The organism is Actinopolymorpha cephalotaxi, from assembly GCF_013408535.1.
GTDB lineage: Bacteria > Actinomycetota > Actinomycetes > Propionibacteriales > Actinopolymorphaceae > Actinopolymorpha > Actinopolymorpha cephalotaxi.
Genome location: NZ_JACBZA010000001.1, coordinates 912628 through 925128 on the forward strand (window position 1 = coordinate 912628; position 12501 = coordinate 925128).

6 protein-coding genes and 1 pseudogene are annotated in these 12501 nt (G+C 73.7%); 3 read left to right on the forward strand and 4 right to left on the reverse strand.

Going from position 1 to position 12501, the window contains the following annotated elements:
- Positions 1–95: 95 nt before the first annotated feature.
- From FHR37_RS04170 to FHR37_RS04180, 3 genes are all read left to right on the forward strand, one after another.
- The gene (locus FHR37_RS04170) at positions 96–1085 is read left to right on the forward strand and encodes a tetratricopeptide repeat protein (protein WP_092887441.1); all 990 of its coding nucleotides are present in this window, start codon (positions 96–98) and stop codon (positions 1083–1085) included.
- A 216-nt stretch (positions 1086–1301) separates the two neighbouring features.
- Positions 1302–2648: a hypothetical protein gene (locus tag FHR37_RS04175; RefSeq protein ID WP_139239131.1), complete on the forward strand. Its 1347-nt coding sequence runs from the start codon at positions 1302–1304 to the stop codon at positions 2646–2648.
- Positions 2632–3645 carry a hypothetical protein gene (locus FHR37_RS04180; protein ID WP_139239132.1) on the forward strand — a complete coding sequence of 338 codons (1014 nt, stop codon included), beginning with the start codon at positions 2632–2634 and terminating at the stop codon, positions 3643–3645. Before FHR37_RS04175 ends, FHR37_RS04180 begins: the two co-directional genes overlap by 17 nt.
- Before the next feature lie 19 nt (positions 3646–3664).
- On the opposite strand, the gene FHR37_RS04185 is transcribed toward FHR37_RS04180, so the two are convergent.
- From FHR37_RS04185 to glgB, 4 genes and pseudogenes are all read right to left on the reverse strand, one after another.
- Positions 3665–4603, reverse strand: coding sequence for an NUDIX hydrolase (locus FHR37_RS04185; RefSeq protein ID WP_092887450.1), 939 nt, complete (start codon positions 4601–4603; stop codon positions 3665–3667).
- Positions 4604–4613: 10 nt separating this feature from the next.
- The gene (locus FHR37_RS04190) at positions 4614–5921 is read right to left on the reverse strand and encodes an FAD-dependent monooxygenase (protein WP_092887453.1); all 1308 of its coding nucleotides are present in this window, start codon (positions 5919–5921) and stop codon (positions 4614–4616) included.
- A gap of 33 nt (positions 5922–5954) precedes the next feature.
- Positions 5955–9209 (reverse strand): ATP-binding protein, encoded by a 3255-nt coding sequence (locus FHR37_RS04195; RefSeq protein ID WP_092887456.1) that lies wholly within the window; start codon positions 9207–9209, stop codon positions 5955–5957.
- A 924-nt stretch (positions 9210–10133) separates the two neighbouring features.
- A pseudogene (glgB, locus tag FHR37_RS04200) lies at positions 10134–12334 on the reverse strand (1,4-alpha-glucan branching protein GlgB).
- Positions 12335–12501 lie beyond the last annotated feature (167 nt).

Consider the following 12501-nt stretch of genomic DNA (forward strand, 5'->3'; position numbering starts at 1 on the left):
CCCGACCCCGGTCCGCGGGTGTCCGCGGCCACAACTGGCCGGACACCCCGAGGGCCTGTGTGGCCGCGCGGCCCCGGTCGGGGACAATCGTGAGCATGACCGGAAACTTCTCCCGCTACGGCGCTGTCGACCTGTCCGGGCTCGCGAACCGGGCCAACCAGCCGGCCGGCGCTCCGGGCGGTCGCCCCGGCCCCGCCGGTGCCGCGGGCGCTCCCGCCGCCACCGGTGCCCCGGGAGGTGCCGGCGGCGCGGGCGGCGGATTCGTCATCGACGTCACCGAGGCCACCTTCCAGGCCGACGTCGTCGACCGGTCCGCGAGCGTGCCGGTCGTGATCGACTTCTGGGCCACCTGGTGCCAGCCCTGCAAGCAGCTCAGCCCGGTGCTGGAGAAGCTGGCTGGGGAGTACGCCGGGAAGTTCGTCCTCGCCAAGATCGACGTCGACGCCAACCAGCGCCTCGCCCAGGCGGCCGGCATCCAGAGCATCCCGCTGGTGGTGGCCGTGGTCGGTGGCCAGCTGGTGCCGTTGTTCCAGGGTGCGGTCCCCGAGTCGCAGGCTCGCCAGTTCCTCGACGAGCTGCTCCGGCTCGCGGCCGGGCAGGGCGTCACCGGCACCGCGCAGCCCATCGGCGGCGAGGCGTCCGCTGCGGAGGAGGCTCCTGAGGAGGACGCCGGCGACCCGAGGTTCGCCGAGGTCGACGAGGCGCTGAGCCGGGACGACCTCGACGGCGCGGTCGCGGCGTACGAGAAGATCCTGGCCCAGACGCCGGCCGACGAGGAGGCCAAGAGTGGGCTGGCCCAGGTCCAGCTCGTACGCCGGGTGCGCACCCTCGACCCGACCGCGGTGCGCTCTGACGCCGCCGCCCGCCCCGACGACGCCCAGGCTCAGTGCCTCGCCGCCGACGTGGACGTGGCCGACGGTGACCCGCGAGCGGCGTTCGACCGCCTCATCGACGCCGTCCGCCGGTCCGCCGGGGCCGACCGCGACACTCTGCGGGTGCATCTTCTGGAGTTGTTCGAGGTGGTCGGCGGCGACGACGAGCTCGTCCGGACGGCTCGGCGTCAGCTCAGCGCCGCGCTCTTCTAGGACAGCGCCCAGGCCCCACGGTCACTCCCGGGGACGACTCGTCCACAGCCGGGCGGCAGGTGGGGCCGTTACCCGCCGTCGCTTGGTTAGGCTAACGGGCCTGGGGGTGCATCGAAGCGTCTGCCAGCCGGTCAGCCGTTCGTCCGCGGCCGGCGGGGTGGCCACTTCGAGACCCGCCCCCAAGGGTCTGTGTCAATGGTTCGCGGGGGTCGGCGGGTGAGCATGCGCGTGGTGCGGGCGGTGACAGGTGTCCTTGCCGGGCTCCTGGGACTTCTCGGTGCCGTCGCGGGCGGGGTCGCGGCGTTCGCCCTGATCGGCCCCGGCGACATGCTGACCGCCGGCACCCACCGCCTCACCACCGACGGCGTGGCGATCGCCACGGCGCCCAGCCTCATCCGCCACTACGACGCCCGGCTGGTGGTCACCGCCGAGCCGTCGCGGCGCGGGCAGCAGGTGTTCGTCGGCGTCGGCAACCACATCGACGTGGCGAGCTACCTCGCAGGGTCCGCGAGCGCCCGGGTGGTGGAGTTCGGCTTCCCCTCGACCATGCGCACCAGTCCGGTCTCCGGCGCGGCCAACCGCCGCGTACCCCCTGGCCGGCTCGGCTGGTGGGTCGCCGAGGAGTCCGGTCCCGGTGCCCGCACGTTGTCGTGGCGCCTGGCCGACGGACCGTACGACATCGTGGTGATGAACGCCGACGGCCGGCCCGGCGTGGACGTCCGGGTCTCCGCCGCGGTGCAGTTCCCCGGCGCGAACCGGCTCGCGGTCGTGGTGTTCGTCGCCGGACTGGTCCTGCTCGTCGTGGCCGCGGTCGTGCTCTTGTGGGATCGGCTGCCCCGGGTGCGGCGCGGCGGGCGTGGGCAGGCCCGCCCACGCCGGCGGCGGCGTGAGGACGACGAGGACCTGCTGTGGGAGGGCAGGGAGGCCTGGGAGGAGAACGAGTACTGGGCCGCCGGGCCGTCGGCGGAACGCCCGGTCGACGAGCGGCCGAGCTGGCTCGACTCGTCCGGTGCGAGGGACGGCGACGGCGCCGAGCCGCAGCCGCCCGGCTCGGCCGACGAGCCAGCACCGGACCGGGAGCCGGACGACCAGGATTTGGCCTACCAGGATCCGGCCGACCAGGCGCCGACCGACCCCGACCCGTCCGGAGAGCACGGGAGTGACGGTCGCCGCGTCCCGGCGGGACCGCCGCCTGGTTCGCCCGCTCCGCGCCGTACCCGCCCCGGCTGGGAGTCCTCCGGAAAGGGCACCACGTCCGGCCCTGTCTCGCCGGCCCTGCCCTGGCGGCCCGGTGGCACCCGCCGGCCCGCGCAGCCGGCGCCCCCACCGACCTCACCGGGCAGCACCTCGGGCCGGCCGGACCGGCTGCACGACGGCCGGCCCAGCCGGCCGGACACCCCACGTCCGGACCCCCAGAACGAGAACAACCGAGACGGCCAGCGCAGGCGGGACACCGGGGACGGCCATGAGCTCAGGGACACCAGGACCACCGGAAACTCCAGAACCACCGGAGACAGCGGGGACAGCCGTGGGACCGGAGACGGCGATGACCAGCGCCGGTAGGCGCCGGCCGAACCGGCGGCGCCGGGCGGTCCTGATGCTGGCCGCGCTGACGTCCGTGGTCGCCGCCACCGCGTCCGGCTGCGTGACGATGCCGAAGGAGAAGACCGGGGCCGCACCCGCGTGGGCCCCGATCAGCGCGGAGGACACGCAGGGGGTCGTACGCCAGTACGACCGGCTCGAGGCGAAGGCGCTCCGCACCGGCAACGCGGACCTGCTCAGGTCGGTGGAGTCCGGACCGTTGCTGCGGGCCAGGCAGGGCGCTCTGCGGGTCGCCCGCGGGCTGGATTCCGAGGGCACGTCGGCACCCACCTCGCCGAAGCGGTCCGGCACGGTGGTCCGGCTGCCGAGGTTCTCCGGCTACCCGGTGTGGTTCCTTGCCGTTTCCACCGACGGTGCCCGGAAGGTGGTCGACATGATGTCCCGGCCGAGGGCCGGGTCGACGTGGAAGGCCGCGCAGTCGGTGGTCCTGGACCAGGGTGTCCAGCTGCCCGCCCTCGCCGGCCCCGCAGGTACGCCGGTCGTACTGCCGCCCGCTGCCGCCGGCACGCTGATCCGGCCGGCGGACAAGACCGCGAGCGCCTACGCCCTGCTGCTGGCCGGCGGCCCGAAGTCGCCGCAGGCCTGGGCGTTCGTGCCGCATCCGCAGACCGACCGCGCACAGCAGGCGGCCGCGCGCAACGCGCAGTCCAAGGCGTTCGTCTACCGCCACCGGTACGAGGTGACGTCGGTACGCGCCCTGGCCACCGCCGACGGGGGCGCGCTGGAGCTGTTCACCCTGAACGAGATCGAGAACTTCCAGGCCCGGCCGCCGGCCACCCTGGAGTTCGACAAGGCGGACCCGATCGCCGCCTTCACCGAGCACCGGACCGGGCAGGCCCTCGTCCGGGCGACGTGGGTGTGGCAGGTCGTCGCGCGGGTTCCCGCCAGGGGCAAGGGCGACGGGAAGGTGCGCCTGCTCGGTGTCGACCGCGGGCTCGCGTCGGTGCAGACGAAGTAGACCGATCCGGCCGGCTTCCTCAGACCAGGGGTTCGGGGGAGCCGGGGGTGACGCCGCGTTCGAGGTAGAGCACCGCGCCCTCCGGCGCACCCAGCACGGCGGCCAGCCGGCGGTACGTCCCGGGCAGGCAGCGCTCACGCACCTGGTCGAGGGTGCAGAACTCCACCTGCCTGATCTCGTGCGGCGCCAGCGTGAACGTCGAGAGCAGCGCCTCCGGCTCGTGGATCCCGCCGTCGAACAGCAGTTCTACCGCGTCGTCCCATCCCCGCCACGGCGGAAGCCAGTCGACGCTGAGCAGCTTCCCGATCGGAAGCTCGATGCCGACCTCCTCCCACGTCTCCCGGGCAGCGCCCTCGCGCGGGGACTCGAACGGCTCGACCACGCCCCCGGGCAGCTCCCAGTCGGGCTTGTACGTCACCTGTGCGAGCAGGATCCGCTGCTGCGGGTCGCGGATCACCACGTGCGCGATCAGCCGGGTCCGCGGCAAGCTGGAGTTGACGAGGCCGATGAACCCTTCGTGGGTGTCGGGTTCGGGGTCGCCGGTCAGCCGGGCCAGCACCACGACGTCGTGTCGTTCCCCCTCTGCCGTACGGTGCGCGCGCAGCAGCCCCTCCCGGCGCAGCCCGGCCCGGGCGGCGATCCGCAGCGACGCCCGGTCGTGCGCCGCGACCTCGGCCTGGACCCGGTGCAGACCGAGGGTCCGCAGGGCGTGCACGGTGACCAGCCGGACCGCGCGGGTGGCGTACCCCTGCCGACGGTCTGCCTCCTCGATGCCCCAGGTGAGTTCGCCCACCGCACCACCGAGGTCGCGGAGCTCGACGTGGCCGACCTCGCGCTCGTCGGTGACGACGGCGAAGTGGTACGAATCGGCCGACGCGGTGGGGCGCAGGGTCACCAGGCCGTCGGTGAGCGGTCCGGCGGGCTCGCCAGGATCGGGCGTGGGTGCTGAGGAGGTCACGCTGGGCAGGCTACCGCCCGCCCGGGCCGTCCCTCTCCGCCAGCGCGCTGCCGCGGGGACCGTAGTCGGCCAGGTCGATCGCGTTCGCCGTCCGGCGGATGGACGCCGCGATCCGGCCCTTCCACGGCACGTACGGGAGCAGTCGGTAGTTCTGGTGCACGAACCACGCCATGAAGCGGTTGCCCGGCACCATCCAGTTGGCCACGCCGTCGGCCTGCTTGGCGCACCCGCGTACGTATTCGTCCATCACCTCCTGGTACCGCGCGAACGCCACCAGGTGGTCGCCGTCGGCCGCGGCGAGTTCGCCGGCCAGCACGTACGCGCCGACGACAGCCAGTCCGGTCCCCATCCCGGACAGCGGTGTCGGGCACCAGGCCGCGTCACCGAGCAGCGCCACCCGGCCGCGGCTCCAGGAGTCCATCCGTACGGCACTGATCGAGTCGAACCAGAAGTCGGCCGCGGACGGCATCGCGGCCAGCAGGCGTTCGGTCTCCCACCCGTTGCCGGCGTAGGCCCGGGAGACGATCCGCTGCTGTTCGGCCCGGTCGTGACGGTCGTGGCCCGGCGCGTCCGGCGCGGCGAAGTAGAACACCGCCTTGGCCTCGGTGTTGTTCCGTGCGCTGTAGACGGCGACGAGCCTGCCGGGGGTGAGGTAGGCCCGGCCGGCATGGTCGAGGCCGAGGTGGTTCGGCGTGGTGAAGATCGCGGAGTACAGCCCGGTCGGGTGGACGTAGGCATCCTCCGGCCCGAACGCCAGCGACCGCACGGTGGAGTGCACGCCGTCCGCGCCGACCACCAGGTCGAACCGCCGGGGTTCGCCCCGCTCGAACGACACCGTCACACCGTCGGCGTCCTCGGCCAGGGCCGCGATCGAGTCGCCGAAGACGTACTCGGTCCGCTCCTTGGTGGCGTCGTGGAGGATCCGGCCGAGGTCGCCGCGGAGGATCTCCAGGTCGCCGGAGAACACGTCCGCGGGCATCCGGGACACCTCCCGCCCCGCACTGTTGACGTACGCCATGGCGCCCATGTGTGTCTGCGCGGCCCGGACGCCGGCCAGGATGCCCATCCGCTCCAGGACGGACAGGTGCGCCTCGCCCCGGAAGTCGACCGCGTACCCGCCCTCGCGCAGGGCGGGCGCGCGCTCGACGATCGTCGGGCGGAAGCCGTACTTCCGCAGCCAGTAGGCCAGCGCGGGTCCGGCGATCCCGGCGCCGGAGATCAGGACTGTGCGGTTCTCGGTCTTCGGGGTCTTCCGGGTCGGGGTGGTCTGGACGGTTGGGATGGTCCGGCGGTGCTGGGGCTGCTGTTCGTTCGTCATGGGCAGGACAGTGGCCGGGCCCGCTCACCGCGCTCACACCGAACGCTCACCGCCGTCCGCCGGCCCGGTGAGCGGCCGCCCGGTGAGCGGTTCGGCGAGGTCGCGAGGGGAGGACGCCAGTACCTCCTCCGGTACGCCCGCCAGCCGGCAGGCGGCCGCCTGGGACAGCCCGGTGCCGGCGGCGTGTGCGGCGGCGTAGGCGTCCTCGCCGAGCGCCGTCCGGGCATCGGCCCGGATCCGGGCGACGTCCGGAGCGTCGGGAACGTCGCCACCCCGCAGGCCGCCGGCCGCCGCCAGCAGCCGGACCGCGGCGGCCGGATCCGCGTCCGCCAGAGCGATCCCGGCGAGCGCCTCGACGGCAAGGGCGCAGTCGGTCAGTGGCCCCCAGGACACCGCGGCCGCGGCCGCCGCGCTCACCCGGGCACGTGCGGTGGTGAGGTCGCCGCGTTCCTGAGCAATCCGGCCCAGGCCGACCAGGGCCCGGGTCCGGTGCCCGCTGCTCTTCACCCAGTGCGGGTCGAGGCGGTCCAGCGCCTGGTGGTAGCACCGGGCCGCCTCGTCGAGGTTCCCCGCGAGTCGTGCGACGTCGCCGAGACCGCGCAGCGCACCCGCGGTGTAGGTGCGGCTGCCGACGCGACCGGCGACGGCGGCGGCGCGTTCGTAGTCGGCCCGGGCCGCCTCGCCGGCGGCGGGCCCGGCGGCCCGCAGCCGGTAGTCGCCCCGGTTGCAGAGGAGGTCGGCGATGTCCTCGGCGGCGTCCAGTTGTTCGGTGAGGGCGAGCGCCTCGTCGGTGAGCGCGAGCGCCCGGGCATGGTCGCCGCTCAGGTCGGCCCGGCCGGCGAGGGCGTCCAGGGCGAACGCCGTACCCCACCGGTCGCCGAGTGCCCCGAAGCCGTCGGCGGCGGCGGAGAACTCCCGGCCGGCCGAGTCGAGGTCACCGGCGGCCAGCAGCGGGTAACCCCAGATGACCCGGGCGACGGCTCGCTCCCACGGGTCCGGGCTGTCCAGCCCGGACCGGAGCACCGCGAGCACGATCCGGGCGTCGGTCGCGACCGCGTTGATCATCGGCCACAGGAAGGTGATCGTGGGGTGGTGCCGCGGCGTGGCAGTGACCAGCGACTCGGCGGTCGCCCGGTGCCGCTCCCAGGCCGGACGGCCGGCCCGGTCGGCGGCCGCGGTGAGCGCGGCGAGGAGGTAGCCGTCCTCGGTGCCGGCCGGCGGGTCCGAACCCAGCAGGTCGAGGAGCGCGACCGCCGGGCCGGCGACCGCGCCGCGCAGCCCCCGCATCCACAGGTACGGCGCCGTCGCCGCGAACAACCCGGCTGCCCGCTCGGCGTCACCGGCCTCGACCGTACGCCGCAACGCCGCCAGGAGGTTGTCCAGCTCCGCGTCCAGCCGGCCCAGCCAGGTCAGCTGCTCGGCCCGGCGAAGGTGCGGGTCGGCAGTGGCGGCCAGGCTCAGGAAGTGGTCGGCGTGCGCCCGGACGCAGCCCTGGGTTTCGCCGGCGGCCGCGAGGCGTTCCGCGCCGTACGCCGCGATCGTGGCGAGCATCCGGTAGCGGCCCTGCTCGACCTCGACCAGCGACTTGTCGGCAAGGGAGTCCAGCAGCTCCTCCGCGGCGGCCACGCCCCACCCGCACACGTGCGCGGCCGACGCGGCGGTCGCGCCGCCGGCGAAGACACTGAGCCTGCGGGCCATCGCCTGCTCGGCCGGGGTGAGCAGGTCGAAGCTCCAGGCCACGACCGCACGCAGCGTCCGGTGGCGGGCGTCGGCGGTCCGGCTGCCGCGGGACAGCACCGCGAAGCGATCGCCCACCTGCTCGTCCCGTGTGCCGCTCACCCCGTCGCTCACCGTGCCGCCCACGCCGGCGTTCACGCTCGCGTCCAGCCGGTCGGCCAGGTCGGCGACGTCGAGCGTCCGCAACCGTGCCGCGGCCAGCTCGATCGCCAGGGGGAGCCCGTCGAGGCTCGCGCAGATCCGGCGTACGACGTCCTCGTTCGCCCGTCCTGGAACGAAGTCGGGCCGCACGGCGGCGGCCCGGTCGGCGAACAGCCGGTCCGCGGCCGGCGCCGCCAGTCCGCGTACCGGCCACAGCTGCTCACCGGTGATGCCGAGCGGCTCGCGGCTGGTGGCGAGGACCCGCAGGGCCGGAACGGCCGACAGCAGCTGGTGGGCGAACGCCGCGACCGGCTCGACGAGGTGCTCGCAGTTGTCCAGGACCAGCAGCAGCGGCCGGTCGGCCAGCGCCGCCACCAGCCGGTCGGCCGGGTCGGCGTCCGCGGCCCGGGCGAAGAGACCGCCCTCCCGCAGGCCGGCCGCGGCGAGCACGGCGTGGGCGAGCCCGTCCGCCGTACGCAGCGGGGCCAGCTCCACCAGGCACACCTCCTGGTGACGTCCCGCCACCTCCACCGCCAACCTGGTCTTGCCCACGCCGCCGGGGCCGACCAGCGTGACCAGCCGCCCGGAGCCGAGCAGCGCTTCGACCCGCTCGACGTCCTCGTCGCGGCCGACGAAGCTGGTGAGCTGGGCCGGCAGCGGCGACGGTCGCGGACCCGCCTCGCCACGCAGCAGGTCACGGTGCAGCGCGGTGAGGTCCGGACCCGGGTCGGTGCCCAGTTCGTCGGCCAGCAGCCGCCGGACGTCCTCGTACGCCGCCAGTGCCTCCGCCTGCCGCCCGTCCCCGCGCAACGCACGGACCAGCAGCAGGTGCAGGCGTTCGCGCAGGGGATGCCGGCCCACGAGGTCCCGAAGCCGGGGTACGACGGCCCGTTGCCCGCCCAGCGCCAGGTCCGCCTCGATCAGGTCCTCCAGCGCGCCGAGATGACCCTCGGTCAGGCGTACGACGTCGCCTCGGACCGACTCCGCCTCGGCGGCGTCGGCGAGTGGCTCTCCCCGCCACAGGTCCAGCGCGGCGCGCAGCACCTCGGCCGCCTGGCGCGGGCGGCCCGCGGCGAGGGCGGCCCGACCCTCTCCGGCGAGCCGTTCGAACTCGGCCACGTCGACCGCGTTGGGGAGTACGGCCAGCCGGTAGCCGGTCGCTGTTCCCTCGACCGCGACCTCGGGGCGCAGCGCCTGGCGCAGCCGGGACACCTGGGACTGCAGGGCGTGCCCGGCTCCGGCCGGTGGCCGGTCGCCGTAGAGATCGTCGACCAGCCGGTCCGCCGGGACCACCTCACCGGCCCGGGCGAGCAGCAGGGTCAGCAGGGCTCGGCGGACCGGGCCGCCGAGGGAGACCTCGGAGCCGTCGTCGCGCCAGGCCCGGGTGGGGCCGAGGATGCCGAACCGCATGGTCCGCATCCTCGCACCGGCCCACCGGCCCACCGGCCCACCGGTCCGGCTGCGGCGCAAGGCCAGGTTGACAGTCACACGCAGAAAACCCGTCGACGCGGTCCGGATGCTGTGGAAGCCTTGCCGGGCAACACCGAGGGTGGCCAAGAGCCGGCCGACGCCCACCTACTAGGCTTGGTTCGCAAGACCGGGCCGCAGGTGTGGCGACGACCACATCGACGCCGCTCGGGAATGCCCCGCCGGACCCCGGCGTTGGAGCACACGTGAGTCGAGAGGTGCACTCGGCAAGAGAGTGCATCCAGTCGAAGCATCGGGGAAACCTCAGCGCCACATTGCCCTGTCACCATCGAGGTGGTGACCAGGTACGCGTGTGCTGAGGAACGTCGGTGGTCGCCATCGGGGGAGTCAACGAAGACGCCTGCGAGCCCGACACGACTGGTCGTGGGGGACACCTCATCTCGGCCAACCGCAAGCAACTGCTTTGGAGACAAGAACAAGATGTGGCCTGCCATTGGTAATTACGCCGATGACTACAACGAGCGGCTCGCTCGGCGGACCCGGGTTCCGGTCACCGCCCCGAAGAACCGTTGGGTAGTCCGGTCGCTTCGCGGCACCGGCGTTCGGCTCGGTCGGCTTGCCGACCGGCTCGACGCGCCGCGTCCCGGCGCCGAGATCTGCTGACCGGCAAGCGCCCCCTCCGGCTCGGCGCCGGCAGCATCAGCGCACCTGATGACCAGCCGCCCGCCGACCTGAGCGTCCTGTAGTCCCAAGACCTACGCCGCGGATCCAACGGGATCCACCAGATTCACCGGGATCCATCAGCTCCACCGGATCTTCGCGGCACAACGAGCACCGGCCCCCGGCGATCACTTCGCCGGGGGCCGGTTCGTTTGCTGTCCGGGCTTCGTCGCCCGCGTCAGGCGTTCACCAGGTGTTCGCGGAACGTTTCTCCGCCGGCTGCCCGCCCCCGGACGACCGCTCGACCTCGGGGTCGAACCGCAGCCACAGGGTGCCGAGCGGCGGCAGGGTCAGCGTCGCCGACGCGGGCTGTCCGTGCCAGGTGACCGGGAGCGCCTCCACCGCGCCGAGGTTGCCGACACCGGAGCCGGTGTAGGTCTGGGCGTCGGTGTTGACGATCTCCCGCCACCTGCCCGCGGCCGGCAGGCCGAGCCGGTAGTTGTGGTGGGGTACGCCGGCGAAGTTGGCGACGCAGGCCAGCACGCTGCCCCCGGGGCCGTATCGCAGGAAGCTGAACACGTTGTTCACCGCGTCGTTGGCGTCGATCCAGGAGAACGCCTCGGGCAGGTGGTCGGTGGCGTACAGCTCCGGCGCGTTCGCGTACACCGCGTTCAGGTCGCGGACCAGCGACCGCATCCCCTCGTGCTCGGGGAGATCCAGCAGTCCCCACTCCAGCTCGCGCGACTCCGCCCACTCCTGTGGCTGCGCGAACTCGCAGCCCATGAACAGCAGCTGCTTGCCCGGGTGCGCCCACATGAACGCGAGGTAGGCGCGGAGGTTCGCCAGCTGCTGCCAGCGGTCACCCGGCATCTTGTTGATCAGGGAGCCCTTGCCGTGCACCACCTCGTCGTGCGACAGCGGCAGGACGAAGTTCTCCGAGTGGGAGTAGACCAGCGAGAACGTCATCTGGTGGTGGTGGAAGGAACGGTAGACCGGCTCGCGGGAGAGGTAGTCCAGCGAGTCGTGCATCCAGCCCATGTTCCACTTGAAGCCGAAGCCCAGGCCGCCGAGGTGGACCGGCCGGGTGACCCCGGGCCAGGACGTGGACTCCTCCGCGATCGTGGTGATTCCCGGGACGCGGCGGTAGCAGGCGGAGTTGACCTCCTGCAGGAAGCTCACCGCCTCGAGGTTCTCCCGGCCGCCGTACTCGTTCGGCGTCCACTGGCCCTCCTCGCGGGAGTAGTCGAGGTAGAGCATCGAGGCGACCGCGTCCACCCGCAGGCCGTCGAGGTGGAACTCCTCCAGCCAGAACAGCGCGTTCGCCACCAGGAAGTTGCGCACCTCCCGCCGGCCGAAGTCGAAGATCAGCGTTCCCCAGTCGGGGTGCTCGCCCCGGCGGGGGTCGGCGTGCTCGTAAAGCGGGGTGCCGTCGAAGCGTGCCAGCGCCCAGTCGTCCTTCGGGAAGTGCGCCGGCACCCAGTCCAGGATCACGCCGATGCCGGCCCGGTGCAGCGCGTCGACCAGGGCGCGGAAGCCGTCGGGGTCGCCCATCCGGGCGGTCGGCGCGAAGTACGACGACACCTGGTAACCCCAGGACCCGCCGAACGGGTGCTCCATCACCGGCAGCAGCTCGACGTGGGTGAAGCCCATCTCCACGACGTAGGCGACCAGCTCGTCGGCCAGCTCGCGGTAGCCGCGGCCGCGCTTCCACGACCCGAGGTGTACCTCGTAGGTGCTCATCGGCGCGGCGTACTGCTTGGTGGCGGCCCGCCGGGCCAGCCACTCCTCGTCGCCCCAGTCGTACCGGGAGGTGTGCACCACCGACGCGTTCGCCGGCGGCACCTCGGTGTGGAAGGCCATCGGGTCGGACTTCTGCCGGCGCACACCGTCGCGGCCGAGGATCTCGTAGCGGTAGACGGTGCCGTCGCCGACGTCGGGGACGAACAGCTCCCACACGCCGCTGCTGCCGAGTGAGCGCATCGGGTGCGGCCGGCCGTCCCAGCCGTTGAGTCGCCGACGACGCGCACGCCGCGGGCGTTCGGCGCCCACACCGCGAACGACGTGCCGGTGACCGTTCCGTTCGGGGTCTCGTAGCTGCGCACGTGCGCGCCGAGCACCTGCCAGAGGTTCTCGTGCCGGCCCTCACCGATGAGGTGCAGGTCGACGTCGCCCAGCGTGGGCAGGAAGCGGTACGGGTCGTCGGCGGGAACCGTCACCCCGTGTGGGTAGCCGACCTCCAGCCGGTAGTCGGGCACCTCCGAACCGGGCAGCGTTCCCACCCACACGCCGTTGTGCTCGTGCTCCAGTTCGACCCGCTGGTCACCGACGCGGGCGGACACCCGCTCGGCCATCGGGCGCAGCACCCGCAGGGTCACCTCACCCTCGTGCACGTGCGGCCCGAGGATCGTGTGCGGCGCGTGGTGGTCACCGTCGACCAGCCGGTCGATCTCGGCCGGGTCGACCTTCGGCGGCTCGCCGGTCGGGCGGGGCGTGCCGGTCTGCTCCGTGCCGGCCTGCTCCGCGGCTCCGGACCGTGGGCGGGTGGTGCCGACGCCCTTCGACCGCTTCGACGTGGAACCGTTCGACGGTTCGGGAGTGGTGCGGTGGTCGGACA